The following is a 25,349-nucleotide window of genomic DNA, read 5'->3' as shown; positions in this document are numbered from 1 at the left end:
GCCGGACGAGGTATCGCTCCCGCCGCTCGAACCGCTGGCCGTCGGCGGCGGCGATTGCGGCGGCTGCTGCGACGATGCGGAAGCCGACGCGCCGGAAGGCTGGGACTGTGACGACGCGCCGGAGGAACCTGCGGTCTGCGGTGTCGCGGACGACGGTTGCGCGGATGACGAACCCGAAGCGCTGCTGCCCTCCGGCTGGCTCATGCCACCTGAGCTGCCACCTGAGCTGCCACCTGAGCTGCCGCTGGCGCTGCTGGCGGAACCGCCGGCCTGGGCCTGCTTCTTGGCCTGCGCCTTGGCCAGATCGTTGGTCGCTTTCGCTTCCTGCTGGCAGGCGTTCTTCGCTTCGCCGACCTGGTCGTCGCATTTTTCCTTGGCGACCTTGTACTGCGCATCGGCTTTCGCTTCTTCCAGCTCCAGCCGGTTCTTCGGGGTGTCGCGCTCGGTCACCTTGGCCTGCGCTTCGGCGATACTCTTTTGCCCGTCTGCTTCGGCCTTGCAGATATCCTTTGCGTTCTCCTTCATGTTGTTGCATTTCTCCATCGCGGCCTTGTGCTGTTGCTCCGCATTCTGCTGCGGGGAAGGCTTCCCGGACGAGCCCGAACTGCCCGAGCTCTGCTGCGCGGCGGCGCCGGAGGCATACAACGACGCTGCGACCAGGGCCGCGATCACGGTGGTCTTGTTTTTCATGAGAGCACTCCTTCTGTGAAAATGACAAGGAGCCAACCTCATGCAAGGTCTGCGCCACCGTTTGCCGCCCCGGGATGCGACGGCACCGCCGCCGCCGCGCGTATTATTTACGCGCGCCCCGCCCTTTGCTGCACGTTGCGGGAAATCAGCATCACGCGGTGGAAGAAAGGAAACGCTCCGGCGCGATGTCCGGAGTTTGCCAGGACGGAAGCGGCCGGGAAATGAAAAATCCTTGCACTTCATCACAGTGCAGCGCCTTGAGCTTGCTGACCTGGTCCTGGGTTTCCACGCCTTCGGCCACCACCCGCATGCCGAGCGCATGCGCCATCGTGATGATGGCGGAGAAGAACACCGCGCCCTCGCGCGTCTTGTCGAGCTCGGCGGTGAATGCGCGGTCGACCTTGAGCACGTCGAAATCGAGGCGCTGCAGTTGCGACAGCGAGGAATAGCCGGTGCCGAAATCGTCGACCAGCAGCTTGACCCCCAGCCTTTGCAGCGCGCGCAGCGCCTGCCCCACATCCTCGGTGTCGCCGATCATCGACGACTCGGTCAATTCGATCTCGATGAAGCGCGGATCGATGCGGTAGCGTTCGATGCAGCTGGCGACCAGCGCCGCCACATCGGTTTCCTGGAATTGTCTTGCTGACACATTGATCGACACCGGCACCAGCGCCTGCGACTGTTGCTGCCATTGCGCGATCTGCGCGCATACCTTGTGGATCACCTGTTCGCCGAGCGTGAGGATCAGCCCGGTTTCTTCCGCCAGCGCGATGAATTCTCCCGGTCCGACGATGCCTTTTGAAGGATGCTGCCAGCGCACCAGCGCCTCCATGCTGCAGGTCTTCCCGGTGCGCAGCTCGACCCGCGGCTGGTAATACATCACCAGCTGGTCATTCTCCAGCGCTTGCCGCAATTCGGCTTCCCGCTCGTGGCGGGAGCGCAGGATCTCGGAAAAGCGCGGATCGAAAAAACGGTAGTTGTGTTTTCCTGCCGTCTTGGCGGAATACATCGCGATGTCGGCGTTCTTGAGCAGCGTGTTCGCATCCGCGCCATCCTGCGGAAACATGCCGATGCCGATCGACACGCCGACCGCATAAGACGTTTGCCCGATCTTGAACGCAGGCTGGAACGCATCCAGTATCCGTTGCGCGACATGGGCGGCGTCCGCCGCCGTCGCCAGCTTTTGCAGTATCACCAGGAATTCGTCGCCGCCCACGCGCGCCACCTGGTCGTTCGGCCTGACCGCCTCCCGCAGGCGCCTGCCGACATGCCGCAGGATGTCGTCGCCCGCCTGATGCCCCGCCGTGTCGTTGACCGTCTTGAAACCGTCGAGATCGAGAAACAGCAGCGCGATCATTCTGCCGCCTTCCCGCGCGCGCGCGATCGCTTCGGGAAGATAGGCATTGGCCCAGTGGCGGTTCGGCAGCTGGGTGAGCGCATCTTCGTTGCCGCGTCTCTCCAGCTCTGCGACATGCGCCTTCAACCCGCTGATGTCGCGCATGGTGACGGCCAGGTCGTTGTCGGGACGGCACACGCGGAAATGCGCCCATTTCGGCCCGCTCACGCCAAGCGCCTCCAGATCCGCTTCGCCTTCGTAGGCGCGCACCTTCATCGCCTTGCACATCATGCGCATCGCCCGCTCGGCCGCTTCGCCCCGGTAAAGCGCCTTCAGCCGCTCGCCGATCAGTTCCTCGCGCCGGTGCCGCAGGAATTCGGCGCCACGCTCGTTGCAATCGATGATCGTGAAATCCGTGACCTCGCCGTCCCGCCCGCAGACCGGGCGCGCGATGAAGAAACCGTCGCTGCCGCCTTCGGTCGCGGTGCGGTAGGTTGCCTGCATCGACTCGAACTGGCGCCGCTCGCGTGTCAGGCGCAGCGACACAAAGGCGCCGGCGGCGGCCGCCACGGCCAGCAGGATGGTGGCCAGCGCCGCGCTCCGCAACCAGTCCCGGCGCTTGGCCCGGTACGGACCCAGGATATCCTCCTGATCGAAGCCGGCCATCGTGACCATCTCATATCCGGAGGTGGTCTGCCACGCGACGTAACGCGGCCGCCGGTCGGAAAAGCTGTCTTGCGCTCCAAACAGCCGGCTGCCGGCGCGCATGTCCAGCGCGGGTTGCATGTTCAGCGCCTTGTCCCCTGATCGCGGCAGAAATACCTTGTTGCCGACCCGCTCCAGCCTGGCCACCCCGTCTGTGCCCAGGAGCGCGAGGAAGCCATGGCGCCCGAGCGCGATCTCGTCATAATTCGACATGAAGTACTCGGGAATCACCGACACCAGCACGATTCCGCGAAAGCGCCCCTGCGCGTCGGTCAGGCGGCGCGAGAACGGCACCACCGGCGTCTGAGAAAAATTGCCGATTCTTGCGACGCCGATGTGAAACGCATTGCCGGCCTGCCGGTGGACCGTGAAGTACGGCTCGTCGACAATATTGACCCTTTGCGCACCGGGAATCGTGCTGGAGATCAGGTTGCCGCGTTCATCGATCAGGCTGATGTAGAAGCCGGAGTGCCGGCCAAACAAGCCTTGCTGCCCCATCTGTTCCAGTGTGAATTCGCCGCCGGTCGCCTCCCAGCCGTACTTCACATAGCGCGTGATCTGGTCGACTGCTTCCAGCGCGCGAAAAAGATGTGTTCCATAGGCGCGCGCCAGGATTTCCGCATCCCGCAATGCTTCCTGTTCCGCCTGCGATTTTTCACGCGCGAGCTGTGCAAGCAGCGCGGTCCATCCCAGCATGCAGACCACGAGCGCCAGCAGTGGCCAGAGCAGGGCCTTGCGCAGGTCTTTCTTCGCGATATGCATACTGTTTGGATGTCTTCGATCCGCACGCGGCGGCCAATGGGCGGAAACCCGCCCGGATGCAGGGATAGACAGGATTGCCGCGGAATCATCAGATGTATTCGCAGCAGCATTGACGCAAATACAAGCGTGCTACACGATGCGGTTGAACCAGAGCATCGACAATGAGCCGGACAGCACGGCCAGCAAGGCGGCGCAGGCAGCGAACAGCGCGGAGACTTCGCTCTCCCGCTTCTCGAGCGTCAGCTTCGAGTTGAGGGACTTGTACACCTTGGCCAGGTCTTCCGCCGTGCCGGCGTAGAAATACTGGGCCTTGGTCACGTTCGCGATATCCTTCAGCGCATCCTCGTCCAGCCGCACATGCATCGCCCAGCCATCCCCGGTCAGGATTTCGCCGGCGGCCGTGCCGATGCCGATCGTATACACCCGCACCCCGCGCTCCGCCGCCATCCGCGACGCCTCGACCGGATCGGGGCCGGTGGTGGTCTGGCCGTCGGTCAGCAGGATGATCGCGGCCGAGGTATAGGACCCGGGCGGCACCGGTTCCGGGTCCGGCGTCTGCTCCTTGCGCTGCTCGTCGCTGCCGAGCGAGCGCGCGCCGCGTTCCTCGCGCGTGTCGACCCGCCGCGGATCGGCGGAATTCAGGTCGAACTTGACATCCGGGAAGATCGCCTTGAGCGACACCAGGATGCCGCTGCCAACCGCCGTGCCTCGCTGCAACTGCAAGCGCGCCAGCGCGCTCAGCAGATCTTCGCGGCTCGAGGTCGGCGGCTGCACCAGGCTCGCGGTACCGGCGAAGGACACCAGCCCGATGCGGGTATTCGACGGTTGCTGCTGCACGAAACCTTTGACCGCGGCCAGGGCAGCGTTAAACCGGTTGGGCGCAATGTCCGCGGCGCGCATGCTGCCGGACACATCGACCGCGAGGATCATGGTCTTGTGCTCCGTCGGCAGGGTCAGCACCATTGCCGGCCGCGCCGCGGCCAGCAGCATCAGCGCGAGCGCCAGCAGGAACAGCAGCGGCGGGATGTGGCGCCGGTAGCGGTTCGCCCCCTGCATTGCCTGCCGTACGGTGGCAAGACCGGCGTACTGCAGCGCGTATTTCTTGCGCCTGCGCTCCATGAACAAGTACGCCAGCACCAGCAGCGGCACGGCCAGCAGGCCCCACAGCAGATGCGGCCAGAGAAAATTCATTACAGCCTCCCCTGCCCCGCAAAGGTGCGCGCGCTGCCGCCGGTCGCGAGCCGGGCGGCATGCCTGCGCAACTCCGAGAAACGGAACAGCGCGTCGACGATATCGTCTTCGGTCGACAGTTCCAGCACATCCACCCCCGCATAGGTGAACGCATCATGCAAGGCTTTCTCGCGCGCTTCGACCGCGGCGGCGAAGCGGCTTCGGAATGCCTTGTCGTGCGTATCCACCAGCAACTGTTCCGCCGTTTCCGCATCCTGTATCGTCAGCAGCCCGAGGTCGGGCAGCGCCATTTCCAGCGGATCGTACAGCCGCACCGCGATCACGTCATGCCGCTGTGCGAGCATCGCGAGCGGCCGCTCCCATCCCGGCTGCGTGATGAAATCCGACACGACCACCACCAGCGAGCGCCGGTGCATCGCATGCACGCCGGTCTGCAGCAGGTCGTACAGCCGGGTCGCGGCCGACTGCGGCACCGGCGCGGCACGGCGCATCATCCGGTGCATCAGCTGCAGGATCTGGCGGCGCCCGGTGGATGGCGGGATCACGGTATCGACGCTGCTGCCGTAAAACAGCGCGCCGAAACGATTGCCGTGCCGGTTAAGCATGCTGGCGAGCACTGTCGTCAGCTCGACCGCCTGCGTCCGCTTGCTGACGGTTTGCGAACCGAAATCCTCGGACGGGCTGAGGTCGAGCAGGAACCAGGCGGTCAGCTCCCGCTCCTCGTAATATTCCTTCACATACGGCGTCTGCAGCCGCGCGGTGACGTTCCAGTCGATATGCCGCACGTCGTCGTGATACTGGTACTCGCGCAGGTCGGCCAGATCGACGCCCGGGCCGCGGAACAGGGTGTGGTAGTCGCCGTGCAGCAAGCCGTCGAGCCGGCGCAGCACGGTCAGTTCAATGCGCCGCAGGATGGCTTCAGGCGTTTGCGTCGACTTTGACATGGTTTTCCAGTACCCGCTCAGGCGGCGGGAGATGTTTCAGGATGCGGTGGATGATCTGGTCGGCGGTCACCGCGTCGGCCAGCGCCTCGTAGGACAGCGACAGCCGGTGGCGCAGCACGTCCGGCACCAGGTCCACCACGTCTTCCGGCCGCACGTGGTTGCGGCCGCGCAGGAGCGCCAGCGCCCGCGCGCCCTCGACCAGGTGGATCGACGCGCGCGGGCTGGCGCCGCAGTTCAGGTAATGCGCCAGGTTCTGCACCTGGTAGCGGTCGGGGTCGCGCGTGGCGGCGACCACCCGCACCGCATAGCGCACCAGCGACGGATCGATGTAGCAGGCGCGACATTGCTGTTGCAGATGGACAAGTTCTTCCGTCGTCGTCACCGACGCGATTGCCTGGTCTTCGCCTGTGACCCGGTTGACGATCACGAATTCCTCTTCTTCCGTCGGGTAGCCGACCAGCACCTTCATCATGAAGCGGTCGACCTGCGCCTCCGGCAGCGGATAGGTGCCCTCGGTCTCGATCGGGTTCTGGGTCGCCATCACCAGGAATGGCGCCGGCACCCGGTGGGTGACGCCGGCGATGGTCACCTGGCACTCCTGCATGACCTCCAGCAACGCACTCTGCACCTTGGCCGGCGCGCGATTGATCTCGTCAGCCAGCAGCAGGTTCGAAAACACCGGTCCGAGCGAAGTGCTGAATTCACCGGTCTTCTGGTTGTAGATGCGGGTGCCGACCAGGTCTGCCGGCACCAGATCGGGCGTAAACTGGATGCGGTGGAAGCTGCCCTGGATGGTGCGCGACAGCGTCTTCACGGTCAGCGTCTTGGCCAGACCCGGGACGCCCTCGACCAGCAGGTGGCCGCCGGCAAGGATGGCCACCAGCACCCGCTCCAGGAAGTGATCCTGTCCGACCACCACGCGTTTCACTTCGTAAAGAACGCGCTCCATCTGGAGCGATACGTCAGGCCTGCCTTTTTCAATGTTATCCATGTGTGGGTTTCGTTGTGGTCAAGAGTGTCAGAAAGGCGATTCGCCGGCGGCCGCCGCGGCTATTTCGATCGGCACCGCGAAACCGATGCCGATGAAGGTGCCCTGTTCGTGCGGACTGAGGATTGCGGTCACGATGCCGACCACTTCGCCGTCCATCGTAACCAGGGGACCACCGGAATTGCCGGGATTGGCGGCTGCGTCGAACTGGATCAGGTTGCGCAGCACTTCGTCATTGCGCGGCCCGCGGTAGGTCCGGTTCAGGCCGGAGACGATGCCGGACGATGCGGAAGGACCGATGTTGTATGGAAAACCGACCGCCGCCACATGGTCGCCGACGGCCAGGCCGCTCACCGAGCGCAGCGTCGCCGGCACCAGGTCGTCCGGCACCACCGCCGCCTGCAGCACCGCGAGGTCGTTTTCGGGCTGCCGGCGCAGTACCGTTGCGTCGGATTCCTGGCCGTTGGCGAACTGCACCTTGATGCGGATGCGGTCGTCGTTGCCGACCACGTGGAGATTGGTCAGGATGATCCCCTTGTCCACCACCACCACGCCGGTGCCCACGCCGAGCACGCCCTTGTGCGCGGCGTCGCGCGCTTCGCCCTGCTGCGTCACGCGCACCACCGAGGGGCGGATGCGCGCGATCGCGCGCGCCTCCGGCGACGGCAGAGTGGACTTTTCCAGCGTGTGCATCACCGCGGCATCGATGTCTCGCTGCGTGAAGCGCCGCTGCTCCGGCGTGCCGAGACTGTACGCGAGGAACAGCAGCGTGCTGAGCAGGACCGAGGACAGCACCAGCAACAGCTTTTCATGCCTGCCGACAAAGGCCCGGGTGCGTACGAAGCGCGGTTTGCGCGGCGCCGGCGCGGCGGGCGCAGGTGCGGTGCCGGGGGCCTCCGGGGCGGGCGGACCTCCCGCGCGCTGGCGGCGCGCGGACCGGGAATGGATAGGCGTTCTTTTCATCGCTTGTCGGAGGCCGTGTGCCGGTCTCGCATGATGGTTAGCGTAGATGCCGGTAGCGTCCGACCCGGTATTTGCGCATCTGGTGGTTCGCGGTGGCGCCGAGCACGAGCACCCCGAAGAGAGGAATGAGCAGTATCAGCGAGTCTGTAAACAACGCGCCGCCGAAGCCGGCGACCGAGCAGACCGCTAGCAGCTTGCCCAGTTGCCGCATGCCTACCTTCCACGACTGGTAGGCGAGATCGAGCGTCATGAGCATGAAGAGGAGATTCAGGAGAGCCATGATGTGTGCTCCGGAAATACAGTTCCGGATTGCGCTTGCCATATGTCTGCTTTGTCATCACGCGCGCGGTCAAGTTCAAGGGCTTGCCCCTGAAGACGACGAGAATCAAGCAACAGGCGGCGCGAACTCGCGTGCGCGCGCTGGATCGCCGAGGCGGGCCCGCATCGGCCGGCCCGCGTAGAAGGGGTGCGGGCGAGGACGAAGACCGCCTTCCGCCGCCGGCAGCGGGTCAGATTGCGCGGATTTGCGCCGGATTGGCCGGATCCGCGAACGGGCCCCGGGTTTCCAGGTGTTCCTCGAATTCTTCATCGAGCTGGCCGTGCTGTTTCAGGAATTCGCGGACTTCGCGCTGCCACAGGCGCTTGTCGCTCAACCCGGTGTCGTCTCCCAGCGTATAGGTGTTGCGGTCGCCAAACAGGTGCTGCGCATCCTCGGTGCGCAGGCCGAGCACCCTGGACAGCGCTTCGGACGGATCGGCGGCGGGTTCGCCGTCCACCGTCAGTTGCGTCCCGTCTTCAGCCAGCGCCAGCCCGAGCGCCATGAACTGCGGGTGTTGCGCCAGCCAGCCGGCCGGCGAGCAGATCGTGCCCTGCTCCAGGGTCTCGCCGCGCGCACTGCACAGGGCATCGAGGTCGATCGCCGTCTCCGGGATGCCGTCGATGATTGCGTAGGCATCCTTGAGCAGTTCGTAGTTGGGAGTGCTGTCCATGTCGGGTCCTTTCCGTTTACTGATGAACGCAGGCGGCGCAGCCGGAGCGGCCCGGCCGCCCTTGCCGGGCAAATGTTCATTTATACGGCGGGCGCATCGAACACATCTTGTGGCACTTCAATGGAACGCCAGCCCGGGGCCGGACCGCCGCCGGCGCGCTTGCGGGTGTTTGCCGCCGGCATCGGTTTAGACGCTGCGCACTAAGGATTCTGGCTTACACTCCTGGACATCATTGCTTTTCGCCAACAGGTTATTCGATGGTGCAGGATAAGGAAATTCGGGCGGCCGAGCCGCTTCGCCCCCCGCCGCATGGGGGTTCGAAGCGGGTGCTGGTCGCGATCCGGCCGGAGGACGACGCATTGGCACGCGCGATCCTCGGCGACCGGTTCGACGTGGTCTGGTGTCACAGCTATCGCGAGGCGGAGCTGCTGCTGGAGAAAAACATCGGCCTGGTGGCATGCGGCGTGCACTTCGACAACGGCAAAGTCTTCGACCTGCTGCGCCTGGTGCGCTCGCGGCCGGCGACGCGCCGCTTGCCGTTCTTTATCCTCCTCGGCGCCGGCAGCCGCTACTCCCCGGCCATCGTGCAAGGGATTCGCAGTGCAGCCGAACTGCTCGGCGTGACCGCGTTCACCGACCTGACCCGGATGGCGGAAAAATTCGGGCGGGAACAGATGCGCGAAAAACTGGTGGAAGGCATGCTGGCGGCGCTTCCGGCCGCGCGCGGCTGAATTTTCGCCGCTCTGCTTCAGGACCGCGCGGCGTCCCGCCCCGTGTTGCGCCGGGCCGGCGCCAGGCGCGAGGCGGCGAGCGTGGCCAGCGCCACGAACAGCACGGCGAACCCGAGTTTGGTCGGGAACCGGCCGCCTTTGCCCCAGCCGCTCGCGGGCCAGACGCTGAGCGTCCATGTTGCGTTCGGCACCCGCACCTCGACTTCCACAGGCTTGACCGCCTCGGCATTCGTGGAGGACGCGATGACTTGTCGATTCCCGCTATCCGGATGTCGCCGCCACAGCATGTAGTCGTAGCCGCGCGCGCTCAGTTCATTGAAACGCGCCGCTTTCAATGCTTCCGGAAAACGCACGAGGACGACGACGAATCCCCAGAAAGACTGTCCCGCGCCCTCCGTCTCCAGATAGACCGGCAGCCGTCCCGCCACCCCGGTGCCGCCCTGCACGAGGGGGAACGGCCCGGCCAGGGTGAGGCGCCCGGTGTCGCGCGCGGCGAATGCCTCCTTGTCGCGTTGCGGATCGGTAAGCAGGTTGTGCCCGAGCGCGCGCTCGTTGCCCGCCAGCGGCTCGACTTTCCGGACGATGCCTTTGGGCGCCAGTTCCAGCGCCGACGCGCCCGGATAGAACGAGAGCATGGTGCGCGCCGTCGCCTCGAAATCCTTGATGTCGCCGTTGCCGAGCTTGAGCAGCGCGGCCACTGTGTAGGTGGCCGACAAGGCCTGCTCAAGGTTCAGCTGCAACAGGTGCGCGTGGTTGGCCGCGGCCTGCATGGCGCGCGCGCGTTCGCCTTCGAGCCTGGCTTTTTGCGTTTGCCACAGAAGCAGCGCCGACAACAGTGAAGTGATGATGAAAACCACCACGGCCGCACCGTGGCGGCGCATTGCATTGCCAGATTGGCCGCCTGGCCGGGCTCCGGAAAACCGCGCCTCGCTACTCACGATGTAAACCTGTCACTCTGTTGATGCCCCGGCCCGGGGACGTTACGGCCGCCTGTCAGGCCTGCTGTTCGGCATGGATGAATTGCTCGAATTGCTCGGCGGGAATCGGCCTTGAAAAAAGGAAACCTTGCACGTAATCACAACCCATCTTTTCCAGCAGCCGGCGCTGCTCCTCGGTTTCGACCCCTTCCGCCACCACCTCGATCCCGAGCTTGTGCGCCATGACGATCATCGCTTCGTACAACACCATGTTTTCCGAGCCTTCGCTCAGGCCGGTCGCGAAAGCACGATCGATCTTCAGGTAATCGATATCGATGCGGCTGAGGTAGGACAGCGAGGAATAACCGGTGCCGAAGTCGTCCAGCGACACCTTGATCCCCGCGTCGCGCAAACCCTGCAGCTGCGCCTTGATCGCGTCGGTGGTTTCCAGCAGCAGGCTTTCCGTAATCTCGACGATGATGCCGCCAAGCGGGAAATCGAGGTTATCGACACGCTCGAACCAGCTTTCATGCCCGACGCGCCCCTTGCGGTACTGCGCTGGCGAGGTGTTGACGCTGATCTGGAAGTCCGGTATCACCTGCCGCCATTTCGCCAGTTGCTGCGCCGCTTCGTAGAATACCCAGTTGCCGATCTCGACGATCTGCCCGGTATCCTCCGCGATCGGGATGAAATCCGCCGGGCTGACCAGGCCGCGCACCGGGTGCTGCCAGCGTACCAGCGCTTCCGCCTTGCGTATCTTGCCGGTGCGCAGGTCGACGATCGGCTGGTAGTACACGCGCAGCTGCCGGTGCGTGACCGCCTTGTGCAGGTCGGAGGCGAGGCGCCGGCGCATCTGCGCCTTTTCCTGCATGGACGGCGTGAAGTAGTGGTAGCGGTTGCGCCCCTCTTCCTTGGCGGCGTACATCGCCTGGTCGGCATTCTTGAGCAGGTCGTCGGCTTCGGTGCCGTCCTGCGGGTAGAAGGTGATGCCCACGCTGGCGGACACGTACGCGATTTCCTCGCCCAGCACGAAGGGCTCGGCCAGACGGTTCAGCACATCCTGCGCGATGCGTTCGGCATCGGCTTCCGAGGAAAGTTCGCCCAGGATCATCGTGAATTCGTCGCCGCCGAGGCGCGCCACCGTGTCCGATTCGCGCACGCAGTTGGTCAGCCGCAGCGCCGCCTGCTTGAGCAGGATGTCGCCCACGCCGTGCCCCAGCGTATCGTTGACCTCCTTGAAACGGTCGAGGTCGATGAACATCAGCGCCATCGACAGCCCGGCGCGGTGCGCCTTGCGGATTTCCTGTTCGAGGCGGTCGCGGAACATCAGGCGGTTGGGCAGCTGCGTCAGCGTATCGAAATTCGCCTGGGTCCACACCAGTTCGTCCGTCTTCTTCTTCTGCGTAATGTCGGAGAACAGCGCGATGCGGCGGTATACCAGGCCGTCCGGCGTATAAGAGGTATTGATGGTCAGCCACTCCGCATACAGCTCGCCGCTCTTGCGCCGGTTCCAGATCTCGCCCTGCCACTGGCCGGTCGTGGTCAGCGCATGCCACATGTCTTCATAGAAGGCGCGATCATGGCGGCCGGAGCGCAGCATGCTGATGCGCCGGCCGACCGCTTCCTCGCGAGGATAGCCGGTGATCTTGGTGAAGGCCGGGTTGACGTCGACGATGAAGCCGTTCGCATCGGTGATCGTCATGCCCTCGCTGCTGTGCGCGTAGACCATCGCCGCCAGCTGCATCGAGGTCTCCGCCTTCTTGCGCTCGGTGATGTCGAGCATGATGCCGATGGTGGCGGTGCGGCTGTTGAGTTCCATCGTCGAACCGAACACCTCGACGTCGAAGATCGCACCGTCCCGGCGCCGCGCGCGGCGCTCGTAATGCACCCCCCGGGCGTCGCCGCGCAGGCGGCGCTCGACATTCATTTCCACCAGCAGCCGGTCGTCTTCCGGCACCAGGTCGAGCACCGATACCGAGCCGGTCATCTCTTCCGGCGTGTAACCGAACATGTGCGCCATCTTCGCATTGGCGAAATGGAAGCGGCCGTCCTGCGCGATATAAACGCCGACCACGGAATTCTCGGCGAGGCCGCGGAACATGCCCTCGGCCTGCGCCAGGTTGCGCCGCTCCTGCTCGATATTGCCGACCAGGTTGCCGATGCGCTGCGCCGAATAATTGAAGGTTTCCGCAAGGACCCCGATTTCATCCTTGTACGGATAATGTACCTGCACCTCGTAGTTGCCGTCGGCCAGATTGCGGCTCTGCTGCGCCAGCGTGCGCAGCGGCCACACCACCTGGCGCCGCACCAGCACCGCGACACCGGCCAGCACCAGCACGTCGACCAGCAGCAGCAGGTAGGTGGCGTTCAGCGCCCGCTCCTGGCGGCGCTGCGCGTCCACCGTCATCGACTGCATCAGGCGCTCGGCGTTCATCAGCATGCGGCCGGACGCTTCGTTAATCTTGCCCAGCTGCACAGCGCTGACCAGGCTCTCTGACGGATCGGACGGTTGAGCCAGCGCATCCTCGATTTCCTTGCGGAAGACCGCCCAGTCGCGCCGGATCACGTCCAGTTCCAGGTAATAGTCCATGGCCACGGTGCGCACGTCGAAACCGTGCACCCGCCCGCCGCGCATCAGGGACTCCAGAGCAACTTCATATTCATGGATTTCGGCTTCCGCCGCGGCCTTGCCGGGGCTCCAGCCGTTGAGCGCGGTAACGGTACTGAGCGCGATCTGCTGGCTCAGGTAGCGCAGACGTCCCGCCACATTGATGGTGGAAGCGACGCCGTGGAATTCCTCGAGGATGGTGCGTACGACGAAAACATTCGAGACCGCGACCAGGAGGATCAGGACGAGGACGGCCGCGACTTTGTGACTGATGGAAGTAGGACGCGGCAGGCGGATGCGCGTCAGATACGTCTCCCTTGGTGCAACTTCTTTTGTCATTTTCGGTGCGCGAAATTCTGGATTCGCTTGTGCTTGTTATCGGCCTGTCTCGCCGTCCGGCCCGTGGGCCCGGCGTTTCGAGGCTTTTTCCCCTGCATGGACTATGCGAATATTGTTTCCAATAGTCAATATCACCGGGCTGGCAAGTTTGATGTAGATCAAAAAACCATAAAATCCAGTTTAGTAACCGGAAGTTAAAGTGAGTGCCGGTGCCGGGCCGGGAGCGCAGCACGTTTATGATCTGGCATCAATGGCAGCGAGCAGCTTTTCCAGTTCAACCGGTTTAACCAGATAGGTATCGAATCCGGCACGCGCACCGCGTTCCATGTCGTCCGCGCTGCCGTAGCCGCTCATCTCGATCAGGCGGCCGCGGTAGCTGCCGCGCTCGCGCAGCGTGCGCGCCACGCCGTAGCCGTCGAGCAGCGGCAGGCCGATGTCCACCAGCGCGACGTCAGCCCGCTCCCGCAGCACCAAATCCACCCCGGCACGGCCGTCGGCGGCTTCGATCACGCGGTGGCCCGCCAGTTCAAGCAGGCTGCGCAGGCTGTCCCGGAAATCGTCGTTGTCTTCGATGATGGCGATCGTTCTCGTACCGTGGCGGATGGCGCCGGACGCGCCGCTCCCCTTGTCGGCCGGCGCACCGATCAGGGGCAGGCGCACGATGAATTCGCTGCCCTGCCCCGGCCCCTCGCTCCGGGCTTCGACGCTGCCGCCGTGCAGCTCCGCCAGCCTGCGTACCACGGTGAGGCCGATGCCGAGGCCGCCCTGCGCGCGTTCCAGCGAACGCTCGCCCTGGACGAACAGGTCGAACACGCGCGCCTGCAGCCCGGGCTCCAGTCCGATCCCGGAATCGCGCACGCGCAGCACCGCCTGACCATCCTCGCACACCAGCGACACGTCGATCGCGCCGGCTGCCGGGGTGTACTTCATCGCGTTCGTGAGCAGGTTTGCGATTACCTGGTCGATGCGCGTCGCATCCCCGTCGATCCAGGCCGCTTCCGTCGAAACGGTCAGCGCGTGGTCGGCGAGCCGTCCCATGTTGCGGTGGGTTTCCACTACCTGCGTCACGACCTGGGCCAGGTCGACCGGCTTGCGCTCGAGGCGCACCTTGCCGAGAATGACGCGCCCGGCGTCGAGCAAGTCATCGGTCAGCCGCACCAGATGCCCGGCCTGGCGCCGGATGATCGCCCTTGCCTCGGCGCCGGCGGCCGGTTGCGGCATGCCGGCGGCGCCGATGTCGAGGATTTCCGAGGCAGCGGTGAGCGCGGCAAGCGGGTTGCGCAGCTCGTGTCCAAGCATTGCCAGGAATTCATCCTTGGCCTTGTTCAGGCTTTCCGCGCGCAACCGCGCCTCGCGCTCGCTCTGCAGCAGCTTTTCGCGCTCCACATGCGCGGCAGCCAGGGCCTGCGCCACTTCGCGGATTTCCGGCAAATCGGTGGCCGGCGTCAGCGGCGGCTGTCCGTGTCCGACGTCGAGCGCTGCGCGTTCGAGCTCGCGCAGCGGCCGGGTGATCGAGCGGCTGACCAGGAAAGCCGCGCAAAAACCGGCGAGCACGGAAAGCAGGATTGAGCCGCCGAGGATCGCGTAGGAACGCTGCACAGGGCGGTCGAGGGCGGCGGTGGGAATCCCGAGCGCGGCCGACCAGCCGGTGGCGACGGAGCGGTGGTATACCGAGTAGACCGGCTGCCCTTCGAGGGTATTTGTCGGCCCCCAGCCGCTCTCCTCGCCCTCGGCCAGCAGCTTCAGCAGGCCGGCGGACGGCCGCTTGCCGACCGATTCCGCCTGGCCCCGGGAGCGCGCCACGATGGAATGGCTGGCATCGATGATCGAGACGACGCTCTGCTCCGGCACGCGCTGCCGTGTCAGCAGCGCGCGCATCGAGTCCGGGCGGATCACCGCGCTCAGCACGAACACAACTTCATTGCCGCGCAGGATGGGCACACGGACCGCGAAGGCGTACATGTCGAGCACCGGCGAAAACAACACCCTGCCCACGCCCGGTTTGCCGGTCTGCACCGCTTCCCGTATCGAATCCGGATCGATCTGGTTTGGCAGTGGCACGCCGAGAGGCAGATAGGCATTGACCAGCTGCCGCGCATCCGGGGCGGACAGCACGATGTTGGCCCAGCCGGGGCGCCGTTCCAGCAGGTCCCTGGCTTCCCGGTGAAAGCCGGCGAAATCGTTCACCGCCAGGCGCGGGCTGGCTGCCAGCGCATCGAGCGAGGCAATCGACATGTTCAGTTCCGCGTCGACCGCGGACACCACCGCGCGCATCGTGTCGCCGGCGGCTTCGATCAGCTTGCGCTTGTGGTTCTGCGCATTGGAGAGCAAGGTGGCAAACGCCAGCAGCGCCACAGGCAGCAGCCCGGCCAGCACGACGAAGAACAGGCGACGCTCGAGCATCCCGCTGCGCATGCCGGCGGTCAGCCCGGAGAAAAACCCGCCGCGCGTAGCGGCGGCGGGCGGCAGGCCGCCGCAGGCGGCGCCTTCTTCGGCGCGCCGGCGGTCATGGATGTCGGTGCAGGTTCCGGTCCATTTGACGATCTGGCCGTCGCTGCTTTTCTGCGGAACGCCTCGGACCCGGAACCAGCGGTATGCGCCGTCGTGACGCCGGATCCGGACCTCGATGTCGTAGGGATGCGCGCCGCCCGATGCCAGGCTCTTCTGCCATTCCCGTTTCAGGTAGCCGCGGTCGTCCGGATGATAGAAACGCAGCCAGTCCTCGCCGAAGGAACTGCCGACGCCCTCGCCGACGTAGCGATACCAGGAGCCGCTCTGGTAATGGCTCATGCCACGGCAGTCGGTCTCCCAGATCGTCTGTAACGGCTCCTCGTCTGCAAGCGCACCGGTTTCGGGAAGCGCGGCCGCTTCCGCTGCAAGGGCTCGCACGCCGTTCATGCCGCTCCCGCATCACGGTACGGCCGCTGATCGGATATACACATGGTCCATACGGCGATGGCAATTCGCGGCATTCCTGGTCCTTTTCAACGGTGACGGCATCCGGCCGGAGCGAAACCGCGCCGCCGATACGACGGCGCGCGACGGACAGCGATTCTATCCTACTGCAAATATCGATGGCGCCATGCAACCCCGGTAATACGAAGACAGGACGCAAGGTTGTCGGGATGCAAGCTGTGGGTAAGGCAAGCAGCGCGTTCCTACTGTTCATACCGAAAAAGCTGTGAACCTGTCAACAAAATGCAGTCTAAATGGAACCTCCGGTAACTGCCGGGGCATGTCACCGTTCAATGAAGGAGTGAGGCTATGAAGAAATTACCTATCGCAATCTTCCTGTCGCTCATCGGCACGTCGACCGCAGTCTTCGGACAAACCACCACCACCACGACGACCACCGGCGACCCGTCCGCCGCGGGCGCATCAAGCTCCGGTTCGGGTTCCACCTCCGGCAGCTCCGGCTCCGGCTCCGGCTCCGGCGGCGCCACCACGACCACCACCACAACCGACACCAGCAGCGGCAGCTCCGGCGGCAGCACCTCCGGCAGCTCCGGCTCGGGCACTGGCTCCAGCCTGAGCACTTCGCCGTCACCGACCTACAGCAGTTCGGGCAGCAGCGGCAGCTCGTCGCCGAGCAGCAGCTCCAGCGGTACCTCCGGCAGCGGCTCGACCTCCGGCACCTCGGGCAGCGGCACCTCGGGCAGCTCGAGCACCGATACCACGTCGCCGAGCAGCACCTCCAGCGGCACTTCCGGCAGCGGCTCGACTGGCACCTCCGGCAGCGGCACCTCCGGCACCGGTTCGACCAGCAAGTAATCCGGGAACCGCTTCCCCCGCTCTACCCGCTCCGCGAGTGCAACGCTCGCGGAGCGTCCCTGCTGCGCCAGGGATCGCTGCCGCTGAACAGCACTTGATGCAAGTCAATCAATTCAAATTTCCCCGCGCCGCTTTGTCTTTGCTTCACAGCAATTCCCTATGCTAGCGAAATGGTCATTTTGCCGGTCGCGTTGACGCCGCCGGCGAATCGCCGTTTCGACATCGCAATCCCTGCCGGCAGCCGTGGGCGCCCGCCGGGAAGGCCCACCAGGAGAAGACCGCAGTGAAGCCAACCGATACCAGCAACCCCGACTATTTCCACCAGGTCGTCAATTGCCAGTGGTCGTGCCCCGCCCATACCCCCGTTCCCGAATACCTGCGCATGGTGGCGTCCGGCCGCCATGCAGATGCCTACATGCTGAACTGGCAGGCCAATGTTTTCCCGGGCGTGCTCGGCCGCGTCTGCGACCGCCCCTGTGAATCCGCCTGCCGCCGCGCGCGCGTCGAAAGCACGGAAGGCAACGCGCCGGTCGCGGTGTGCCGCCTGAAACGTACCGCGGCGGACTACAAGGGAGACGTGAAGAGCCGCATGCCGAAGGCAGGCGCGAAATCGGGCAAGCGCATTGCCTGCGTCGGCGCCGGGCCGGCATCGCTGACGGTGGCGCGCGACCTCGCGCCGCTGGGCTACCAGGTGACGGTTTTCGACGGCGAAAAGAAAGCCGGCGGCTTCATGCGCATGCAGATCCCGAAGTTCCGTTTGCCCGACGAGGTGCTGGATGAGGAAATCGGCTACATCCTGGACCTGGGCGTGGAATTCCGCGCCGGCGAGCGCATCGACAGCCTGAAGGCGCTGCTGGCGCAAGGCTATGATGCGGTGTTCGTGGGCAGCGGCGCGCCGCGCGGACGCGACCTCGACCTCCCCGGACGGCAGGAAGCCGCCGCCCATATCCACCTCGGCATCGACTGGCTGGCATCGGTCTCGTTCGGCCACGTGTCGCAGTCCGCGCCGCGCGTGATCGTGCTCGGCGGCGGCAACACCGCGATGGACTGCTGCCGCTCTGCGCTGCGCCTGGGCGGCGAGGATGTGAAAGTGATCGTGCGTTCCGGCTTCGAGGAAATGAAGGCTTCCGAATGGGAAAAGGAAGACGCGATGCACGAAGGCGTCACCATCCTGAATTACATGGTGCCGAAGGCCTTCCTGCACGATAACGGCAAACTGACCGGCATGCTGTTCGAGAAGGTCAAGGCGGTCTACGACGACAAGGGCCGGCGCAGCCTGGTCCCGACCGGCGAGCCGGACGAAACCGTGGCGTGCGACGAGGTGCTGATCGCGGTCGGACAGGACAATGCTTTTCCGTGGATCGAGCGCGACATCGGCCTGCAGTTCAACGACTGGGGCCTGCCTGTGGTCGACAAGCAGACCCTGCAGTCGACGCTGCCCACCGTCTTTTTCGGCGGAGATGCGGCGTTCGGCCCGAAGAACATCATCACCGCCGTCGCCCACGGGCACGAGGCGGCGGTATCGATCGACCGCTTCTGCAACGGCGAAGACATTGCCGCGCGGCCGGCGCCCGGCGTGCAGATGGTGAGCCAGAAGATGGGCATCCACGAGTGGAGCTTCGACAACGTGGTGTCGCTGGAACACCGCCACAAGGTGCCGCTGGAGGATTTCTCGGTCGCCCGCAAGAGCATCCGGATCGAGGTGGAGCGCGGCTTTTCGCCGCAGCTTGCGGCGAAGGAGGCGCAGCGCTGCCTCAACTGCGACGTGCAGTCGGTCTTTACCGCAGAAAAGTGCATCGAATGCGATGCCTGTCTCGACATCTGCCCGATGGATTGCCTGACGCTCACCGAAAACGGCACCGAAGCCGAACTGCGAGGACGCATGAAGGCGCCGTCGCTGCATCCGCAGCAGAACCTGTACGTGTCCGCCGGGCTCAAGACCGGCCGGGTGATGGTCAAGGATGAAGACCTTTGCCTGCACTGCAGCCTGTGCGCCGAGCGTTGCCCGACCGGCGCCTGGGACATGCAGAAATTCACCCTCACCCTTACCCATGCCGGGCCGCAATGCCGCGACCGGCATCACGCAATGTCGCGCAAGAACGTCGAGCAGGAGCCCATGTAATGACCCAGAAAATCCAGGCGACCAACGATTTCGTCATCAAGTTCGCCAACATCAACGGCTCCGGTTCCGCCTCGGCCAACGAACTGTTCGCCCGTTCCATGCTGCGCATGGGCGTGCCGGTCAGCCCCCGCAACATTTTCCCCTCCAATATCCAGGGCATGCCGACCTGGTATGAAGTGCGCGTGTCGGAATCCGGCTATCTCGGCCGCCGCGGCGGCTGCGACATGATGGTCGCGATGAACCCGCAGACCTGGGATGCCGACGTAAAGGAAATCGATCCGGGCGGCTACCTGTTCTATGACAGCACCCGTCCGGTGCCGGCATCGCGCCTGCGCGAGGACATCACCGTGATCGCGATGCCGCTCACGCAGATCGTCAACGACACCTACAGCGATGCGCGCCAGCGCCAGCTGTTCAAGAACATCATCTACATCGGCGCGCTGGCCGCGCTGCTTGGCATCGACGAGAAGGAAATCGAGAAGCTGTTCGCGGAACAATACCGCGGCAAGGAAAAACTGCTCGACTCCAACAGCCAGGCGCTGCATCTCGGGCGCGACTACGCGCTGGCCAACCTCGACTGCGCAGCGATCGGCCTGAAGGTCAGGCGCGCCGACAAGGTCGGCAAGCGCATCTTCGTCGACGGCAACCAGGCGGCGGCGCTCGGCGCGGTCTGGGGCGGCGCCAACGTCTGCGCGTGGTATCCGATCACGCCGTCATCGTCGATCCCGGAAATGTTCGACAAGTACTGCCACAAGCTGCGCGTCGACCCGGAAACCGGCAAGCACAACTTCGCGATCGTGCAGGCGGAAGACGAGCTGGCGTCGATCGGCATGGTGATCGGCGCCAACTGGAACGGCGCGCGCGCGTTCACCGCGACCTCCGGCCCCGGCATTTCGCTGATGACCGAATTCCTCGGCCTGGCCTACTTCGCCGAGGTGCCGGCGACGCTGGTCAACGTGCAGCGCGGCGGCCCGTCGACCGGCATGCCGTCGCGCACGCAGCAGTCGGACCTGCTGTCCTGCGCCTATGTTTCGAACGGCGACACCAAGCATGTGCTGCTGTTCCCGGAAGACCCGAAGGAATGCTTCGATTTCACCGCCGACGCGCTCGACCTGGCTGACCGGCTGCAGACGCCGGTGTTCGTGATGTCCGACCTCGATATCGGCATGAATACCCGGCTGTGCGACCCGTTCGAGTGGGACGACAGCCGGCGCATGGACCGCGGCAAGGTGATGACCCGCGAGGAACTGGAAGCCGGCAGGGATTTCGGCCGCTACCTGGATGTGGACGGCGACGGCATCCCGTACCGCACCTATCCCGGCACGCATCCGACCAGGGGCGCATTCTTCACCCGCGGCACCACCAAGGACCGCTATGCGCGCTACAGCGAGGAAGGCCCGGTTTATGTCGACAACATGGAGCGGCTGGTGCGCAAGTTCGAGACCGCCAGGGAACTGGTGCCCAAGCCGATCGAGCGCAAAGCCGCCAGGACGGCCAGGTTCGGCGTGATCCACTTCGGCTCCACCAGCCCGGCGATGCAGGAAGCGCTCGATGTGCTGGAGCGCCAGGGCATGCCGCTGGACGCGCTGCGCGTGCGCGGCTTCCCCTTCCATTCCAGCGTGGTCGACTTCATCGAGGCGCATGACCATGTGTTCGTGGTCGAGCAGAACCGCGACGGCCAGCTGCGCCAGATGCTGATCATCGAGTGCGGCCTCGATCCCGCGCAGCTGATCTCGGTCGTGCATTACGACGGCACGCCGATCACCGCCCGTTTCATCACCCAGGCCATCGCATCCCGCCTGGCGTTGTTCAGCCCGCTCAAGGAGGTGGCGCAATGACTTATCTTCCGAAACCGAAACTGCATCACCCGAGCCTGCAGGTGAACAAGGCCGGCTATACCCGGCGCGACTACGAAGGCCCGGTGTCGACGCTGTGCGCCGGCTGCGGCCATGATTCCATTTCGGCGGCCATCATCCAGGCCTGCTTCAACATGGACATCGAACCGCACAAGGTCGCCAAGCTGTCCGGCATCGGCTGCTCGTCCAAGGCGCCGACGTATTTCCTCGGCGGCTCCCACGGCTTCAACACGGTGCACGGGCGCATGCCGTCGGTGCTGACCGGCGCCAACCTCGCCAACCGCGACCTGATGTACCTCGGCGTGTCCGGTGACGGCGATTCCGCATCGATCGGCCTCGGCCAGTTCGCGCACATCATGCGGCGCGGCGTGAACATGACCTACATCGTGATGAACAACGGCGTCTACGGCCTGACCAAGGGCCAGTTCTCGGCGACCGCCGACCAGGGCTCGAAGTCCAAGAAAGGCGTGGTCAATACCGATGCGCCGGTCGATCTGGTCGCGCTGGCGCTGCAACTGGGCGCGACCTTCGTCGCGCGCAGCTTCTCGGGCGACAAGGCGCAGCTGGTGCCGCTGATCGAGGCGGCCCTGGCGCACAAGGGACCGGCGTTCATCGACGTGATCTCGCCCTGCGTGACCTTCAACAATCATGCGGGCTCGACCAAGAGCTACGACTACGTGCGCGAACACAACGAGGCGGTCAACCGCATCGACTTCTTCGTGCCGGGCAAGGAAATCACGACCGACTATGCGCCGGGCACCGTGCAGGAAGTGACGCAGCACGACGGATCGGTGCTGCGCCTGCGCAAGCTGCACGAGGACTACGATGCGAGCGACCGGGTTGCGGCGATGAACCATCTGCAGAAGCATCATGCAATGGGCGAAATCGTCACCGGCCTGCTGTTTGTCGACCCGAACGCGTCGGACCTGCACGAACACCTGAATACGGTGGACAAGCCGTTGAATGTGCTCGGGGACGATGTGCTGTGCCCGGGATCGGCGGCGTTGGAAAAGATCAACGCATCACTGAGGTAAGGACAGTCCGAAGGGAGCCGCGCAGCGCTGGCTCCCCCCTCCACCGGCGCTCGCGGCGGCCGCAACCTCCGGCCGGCTCAATCCCCGCACCCGCCGCGCCTGTCCGCGAAACACGTGCAGGCATCGCCGCAAGCGGTGCAAGGTTTGCTTGCGAATCGGCAGCGGCGCCGCACCTTGCCGGCCCTGTTGCGATGGCAGAATCGCCGCCGCAATCCCCCTTAAAAGAAACCGCAAACGTCTTCCACCCTCCCTTGTCAAAGAGTCATACCTACTTTTCGTCAACTGTTTTTCCGGTTGGCGAGGCCAAGACATGTTTTCATGGAAAAGGCCGGCGGCACTGTCCAGCCTCATACACCGGCTCCGCTTTTTGCGGGGCAACTGGCGCCTGCTAGCGCTCTGGCCGGTCGTCGCGCTGCTGCTGATCACGGTCGGATGGTCCCTGCTCCTGACCCAGCTCGAGAAAGAAAAGGCCGCTGCCCAAAACGTCGTGCTGAAGGAGGCGGCCTCGTCGGCGGTGGAATACGCCGACCAGCTCGGGCGGCTGATGGAGGCGGTCGATGAATTCTCGCTGTACGTGAGGCGGGCATGGGAGGCTTCGGGCGGCGCCTTTCATCTCGAACATTGGGCGGCAGACAAGGCGGCGCGCAGCCGCTGGCCGTTCAACGTGGCGATCGTCGCGCCGAACGGCGACGTGGTATCGAGCAGAATGCAGCTGCGGCCCGGCATTAACCTGTCGGGCAAGAGCTTCTTCGACACGCATAAAACGACGTCCGGTGACTTCCTTTTTGTCTCTGGCCCGAACGTCAACCCGCTGGATAACATGCATGTCGTAAATTTCACCAGGAAACTGACTGCGCCTGACGGTAGCTTCGCCGGCGTGGTGATGGTCTGCCTCCCGCTCAGCCGGCTGACCGCCGGCTACAACCTTGCGTTGCTCGGCGAGCATGGACTGATGAGTGCCGTCGGCACCGACGGCGCAGTGCGGGCTTCGCGTTCCGGCAACGTGGTGCAGCCGAGTGAAAACCTCGCCGCGCAGCCCCTTACCGCGCTGATTTCAAACGGCACGAAGCCAGGGCTCGCCAGCGGACACTGGTTCGCCGACGGCCGCAGCCGCTACGTCAGCTGGCGCAAGGTGGACGCCTACCCGCTGGTGGCCGTGGTCGGCCTTGACCATGCGGAAAAGCTGGCGCCCTATTTCGCGACGCGCCGCGCGGCCATACGCAGCGCCTGGTGGGCCACCGGCGCCATCCTGCTGTTCAAGTTCATTGCGATGGGCCTGACCGCCCGTCTTGCATGGCGAAAGCACGAGATGGAGCTGGCGCAGGCGACCTACCGGATCGCGACGGAAGAAGGCAGCGAAGGGTTTTACATTGCGCGTCCGGTCTTCGGCGACGAGGGCCGCATCGAGGACTTCACGGTGATCGATTGCAACCAGAGCGGCGCCGAGTTCTTCCGCATGAGCCGTGGTCAACTGATCGGACAGACGGTGAAGTCTCTCTACAACGGCCGCGACCCTGTGCGCCTGATGAATGCCCTGTGTTACGCGCAGCAGCACGGCACCTTCGAGGATGAAATTGAAGTGCGCACCGAAGGCCTGGTGACCACCGGCTGGCTGCACCTGAAGGTAGTGCGGGCCGACGGCGAACTGGCGGTGCGCCTGCGCGACGTCAGCGCCGCGAAGGCGCATATCCGGGAACTGGAACGGCAGGCCAGCGAAGACGTGCTGACCCGCCTGCCGAACCGCCAATGGGTGCTCGGATACCTGCCTGATGCGGTCGCCGCGGCGGCGCAGCGCCAGACGCTCCTTGCCCTGCTGTTCCTCGACCTCGACGGGTTCAAGCTGATCAACGACACCATGGGCCACAGCGCAGGGGATGAACTGCTGCAGCTCGCCGCCCGCCGGCTCACGCTGGCGGTACGCCCGGAAGACCACGTGGCGCGGCTGGGCGGCGACGAGTTCGTGGTGCTGGTGGAAGGCATCCAGTATGCGCGCGACGCCGGCAACGTCGCCGAGCGGGTGCTGCACGCATTCAAGGAAAACTTCAAGCTCGCCCAGGGCACGGCGACGATCGGCACGTCGATCGGCATCAGCATGTATCCGAAAGACGGACTGGATGCGGAATCGCTGCTCAAGAATGCCGACATTGCGATGTATTCGGTAAAGTCGGTCGGCAAGGGCGGGTATCGCTTCTACAACGAACAGCTTTATGATGCGCTCAAGCAGCGGATGGCAAAGGAAGCGGAGCTGCGCCAGGCGCTCGAACGGGATGAACTGGTGGTCCACTACCAGCCGCGTGTCGACATTGCCAGCGGAAAAGTGGCAAGCATGGAAGCGCTGGTCCGCTGGGCGCACCCTTCCAAGGGCTTGTTGCAGCCGAACGATTTCATCTCCGTTGCCGAGCAGGCCGGCCTGATCGCGCAGCTGGGTGAAGTGGTGCTGGACAAGGTGTGCGCGCAGCTGGCCCGCTGGAAGGCGTCCGGCGCGGAAGTGCCGCCGGTATCGGTCAATGTGTCGGCGCGCCAGTTCGGCGACACCGACATGCCGGATGTATTCTCCGCCGCATTGCAAAGGCACGGCCTGGACGCGAGCCTGATCGAAATCGAGCTCACCGAATCGCTGATGATGGCGGAGACGCAGGACGTCGACGACGCGCTCAATGCCTTGCAGGAAATGGGAATCCGGCTGCTGGTCGACGACTTCGGCACCGGCTACTCCTCGCTGTCGCAGCTGCAGCGCCTCGACTTCGACGTGCTCAAGGTCGACCGCGCGTTCACCGCCGAGATCGAGAAGAACGAACAGGGCAACGTGTTCTTCACCGCCATCATCACGATGGCGCACGCGCTCGGGATGCGCGTCGTCGCCGAGGGCGTGGAAAACGTCCAGCAGATACGCATCCTGAAGGCGCTGAACTGCGATGAAATGCAGGGTTATTTCATCGCGCCGCCGAAGCCGGCGGAGCAGTCACCCGAAATGCTGCCGCCGACCCTGTTCGCGGTGTGACCGGTTCAGCCGCGCGGCGTCGCGCGCCGGATGATCGCCGCGCAATCGACGCCGCGCGGCAGCATGCCATACACCAGGCCGCTGACCTGGCCGGACAGGCGCGCCGCGCAGAACGCATCCGCCACTGCCGGCACGGCGTGCCGCACCAGCAGGGACGCCTGCAGCGCGAGCGCCATCTTCTCGACGATGGTCCGGGCGCGGTACTCGATGTCGGCCAGGTCGGCGAATTCGTTCCCGAGCTGCGCCAGGAACTGGTCGAGGTGGCGGTTGGCGCCGGCGGCGCGCTTCACTTCGGCCATGTAGGTTTCCACCGATCCCGGTTCACGCTGCATCGCGCGCAGCATGTCCAGGCACTGCACGTTGCCGCTGCCTTCCCAGATCGAATTCACCGGCGATTCCCGG

General features: G+C 65.0%; 18 protein-coding genes and 1 pseudogene. 5 read left to right on the top strand and 14 right to left on the bottom strand.

Features of this window, described 5'->3' with window-relative positions:
* From VEC01_RS14545 to VEC01_RS14510, 8 genes are all read right to left on the bottom strand, one after another.
* On the bottom strand, positions 1–690 hold a 690-nt coding region (locus tag VEC01_RS14545), incomplete at its 3' end, for a hypothetical protein (RefSeq protein WP_324901619.1).
* A gap of 151 nt (positions 691–841) precedes the next feature.
* On the bottom strand, positions 842–3,493 hold the full coding sequence (locus VEC01_RS14540) for a bifunctional diguanylate cyclase/phosphodiesterase (RefSeq protein ID WP_324901618.1): 2,652 nt from the start codon (positions 3,491–3,493) through the stop codon (positions 842–844).
* A gap of 129 nt (positions 3,494–3,622) precedes the next feature.
* Positions 3,623–4,684, bottom strand: a complete 1,062-nt coding sequence (locus VEC01_RS14535; RefSeq protein WP_324901617.1) for a vWA domain-containing protein — start codon at positions 4,682–4,684, stop codon at positions 3,623–3,625.
* Positions 4,684–5,628: a DUF58 domain-containing protein gene (locus VEC01_RS14530; protein WP_324901616.1), complete on the bottom strand. Its 945-nt coding sequence runs from the start codon at positions 5,626–5,628 to the stop codon at positions 4,684–4,686. The genes VEC01_RS14535 and VEC01_RS14530 overlap by 1 nt, the downstream gene beginning before the upstream one ends.
* A complete protein-coding gene (locus VEC01_RS14525; RefSeq protein ID WP_324901615.1) occupies positions 5,603–6,619 on the bottom strand; it encodes an AAA family ATPase in 1,017 nt (338 codons plus the stop codon). Before VEC01_RS14525 ends, VEC01_RS14530 begins: the two co-directional genes overlap by 26 nt.
* Positions 6,620–6,646: 27 nt before the next feature.
* Positions 6,647–7,579, bottom strand: coding sequence for a S1C family serine protease (locus VEC01_RS14520; RefSeq protein ID WP_324901614.1), 933 nt, complete (start codon positions 7,577–7,579; stop codon positions 6,647–6,649).
* Positions 7,580–7,616: 37 nt separating this feature from the next.
* A complete protein-coding gene (locus tag VEC01_RS14515) occupies positions 7,617–7,859 on the bottom strand; it encodes a hypothetical protein (protein ID WP_324901613.1) in 243 nt (80 codons plus the stop codon).
* A gap of 229 nt (positions 7,860–8,088) precedes the next feature.
* Positions 8,089–8,568 (bottom strand): hypothetical protein, encoded by a 480-nt coding sequence (locus VEC01_RS14510; RefSeq protein WP_324901612.1) that lies wholly within the window; start codon positions 8,566–8,568, stop codon positions 8,089–8,091.
* Between the two features lie 257 nt (positions 8,569–8,825).
* On the opposite strand from VEC01_RS14510, the gene VEC01_RS14505 reads away from it, so the two are divergent.
* Positions 8,826–9,299 carry a hypothetical protein gene (locus VEC01_RS14505; protein WP_324901611.1) on the top strand — a complete coding sequence of 158 codons (474 nt, stop codon included), beginning with the start codon at positions 8,826–8,828 and terminating at the stop codon, positions 9,297–9,299.
* A gap of 17 nt (positions 9,300–9,316) precedes the next feature.
* Here VEC01_RS14505 and VEC01_RS14500 read toward each other — a convergent pair whose 3' ends face one another.
* The 5 genes from VEC01_RS14500 to VEC01_RS14480 all read right to left on the bottom strand — a co-directional run bounded on the left by VEC01_RS14500 (position 9,317) and on the right by VEC01_RS14480 (position 16,930).
* Complete coding sequence (locus VEC01_RS14500; protein ID WP_324901610.1) at positions 9,317–10,180, bottom strand: CHASE domain-containing protein; 864 nt, start codon at positions 10,178–10,180, stop codon at positions 9,317–9,319.
* Positions 10,181–10,292: 112 nt separating this feature from the next.
* A complete protein-coding gene (locus VEC01_RS14495; protein WP_324901609.1) occupies positions 10,293–13,163 on the bottom strand; it encodes an EAL domain-containing protein in 2,871 nt (956 codons plus the stop codon).
* A 234-nt stretch (positions 13,164–13,397) separates the two neighbouring features.
* Complete coding sequence (locus VEC01_RS14490) at positions 13,398–16,061, bottom strand: ATP-binding protein (RefSeq protein WP_324901608.1); 2,664 nt, start codon at positions 16,059–16,061, stop codon at positions 13,398–13,400.
* A gap of 347 nt (positions 16,062–16,408) precedes the next feature.
* Positions 16,409–16,699 (bottom strand): hypothetical protein, encoded by a 291-nt coding sequence (locus VEC01_RS14485; RefSeq protein WP_324901607.1) that lies wholly within the window; start codon positions 16,697–16,699, stop codon positions 16,409–16,411.
* A 15-nt stretch (positions 16,700–16,714) separates the two neighbouring features.
* Positions 16,715–16,930, bottom strand: coding sequence for a hypothetical protein (locus VEC01_RS14480; protein ID WP_324901606.1), 216 nt, complete (start codon positions 16,928–16,930; stop codon positions 16,715–16,717).
* Between the two features lie 287 nt (positions 16,931–17,217).
* Between VEC01_RS14480 and VEC01_RS14475 the strand changes: the two genes are divergently transcribed.
* From VEC01_RS14475 to VEC01_RS14460, 4 genes are all read left to right on the top strand, one after another.
* Positions 17,218–19,056: an FAD-dependent oxidoreductase gene (locus VEC01_RS14475; RefSeq protein ID WP_324901605.1), complete on the top strand. Its 1,839-nt coding sequence runs from the start codon at positions 17,218–17,220 to the stop codon at positions 19,054–19,056.
* Positions 19,056–20,894 (top strand): 2-oxoacid:acceptor oxidoreductase subunit alpha, encoded by a 1,839-nt coding sequence (locus VEC01_RS14470; RefSeq protein ID WP_324901604.1) that lies wholly within the window; start codon positions 19,056–19,058, stop codon positions 20,892–20,894. Before VEC01_RS14475 ends, VEC01_RS14470 begins: the two co-directional genes overlap by 1 nt.
* Positions 20,891–21,946, top strand: coding sequence for a 2-oxoacid:ferredoxin oxidoreductase subunit beta (locus tag VEC01_RS14465; protein WP_324901603.1), 1,056 nt, complete (start codon positions 20,891–20,893; stop codon positions 21,944–21,946). Before VEC01_RS14470 ends, VEC01_RS14465 begins: the two co-directional genes overlap by 4 nt.
* 310 nt (positions 21,947–22,256) lie before the next feature.
* A complete protein-coding gene (locus VEC01_RS14460) occupies positions 22,257–24,947 on the top strand; it encodes a bifunctional diguanylate cyclase/phosphodiesterase (RefSeq protein WP_324901602.1) in 2,691 nt (896 codons plus the stop codon).
* 5 nt (positions 24,948–24,952) lie between these two features.
* Here the strand turns inward: VEC01_RS14460 and VEC01_RS14455 are convergent.
* Positions 24,953–25,349: pseudogene (locus tag VEC01_RS14455) on the bottom strand (DNA alkylation response protein); the annotation flags it as partial.

The sequence above is a fragment of the Noviherbaspirillum sp. genome, assembly GCF_035627455.1.
Classification (GTDB): domain Bacteria; phylum Pseudomonadota; class Gammaproteobacteria; order Burkholderiales; family Burkholderiaceae_D; genus Noviherbaspirillum.
This window is presented reverse-complemented; position numbering and strand designations above follow the sequence as displayed.

Bases quoted from the DNA above. Each gene is read 5' to 3' on its own strand.
- VEC01_RS14540 (WP_324901618.1), bottom strand. From the start codon at position 3,493: ATGCATATCGCGAAGAAAGACCTGCGCAAGGCCCTGCTCTGGCCACTG.
- VEC01_RS14535 (WP_324901617.1), bottom strand. From the start codon at position 4,684: ATGAATTTTCTCTGGCCGCATCTGCTGTGGGGCCTGCTGGCCGTGCCG.
- VEC01_RS14530 (WP_324901616.1), bottom strand. From the start codon at position 5,628: ATGTCAAAGTCGACGCAAACGCCTGAAGCCATCCTGCGGCGCATTGAA.
- VEC01_RS14525 (WP_324901615.1), bottom strand. From the start codon at position 6,619: ATGGATAACATTGAAAAAGGCAGGCCTGACGTATCGCTCCAGATGGAG.
- VEC01_RS14520 (WP_324901614.1), bottom strand. From the start codon at position 7,579: ATGAAAAGAACGCCTATCCATTCCCGGTCCGCGCGCCGCCAGCGCGCG.
- VEC01_RS14515 (WP_324901613.1), bottom strand. From the start codon at position 7,859: ATGGCTCTCCTGAATCTCCTCTTCATGCTCATGACGCTCGATCTCGCC.
- VEC01_RS14510 (WP_324901612.1), bottom strand. From the start codon at position 8,568: ATGGACAGCACTCCCAACTACGAACTGCTCAAGGATGCCTACGCAATC.
- VEC01_RS14505 (WP_324901611.1), top strand. From the start codon at position 8,826: ATGGTGCAGGATAAGGAAATTCGGGCGGCCGAGCCGCTTCGCCCCCCG.
- VEC01_RS14500 (WP_324901610.1), bottom strand. From the start codon at position 10,180: ATGCGCCGCCACGGTGCGGCCGTGGTGGTTTTCATCATCACTTCACTG.
- VEC01_RS14495 (WP_324901609.1), bottom strand. From the start codon at position 13,163: ATGACAAAAGAAGTTGCACCAAGGGAGACGTATCTGACGCGCATCCGC.
- VEC01_RS14490 (WP_324901608.1), bottom strand. From the start codon at position 16,061: ATGAACGGCGTGCGAGCCCTTGCAGCGGAAGCGGCCGCGCTTCCCGAA.
- VEC01_RS14470 (WP_324901604.1), top strand. From the start codon at position 19,056: ATGACCCAGAAAATCCAGGCGACCAACGATTTCGTCATCAAGTTCGCC.
- VEC01_RS14465 (WP_324901603.1), top strand. From the start codon at position 20,891: ATGACTTATCTTCCGAAACCGAAACTGCATCACCCGAGCCTGCAGGTG.
- VEC01_RS14460 (WP_324901602.1), top strand. From the start codon at position 22,257: ATGTTTTCATGGAAAAGGCCGGCGGCACTGTCCAGCCTCATACACCGG.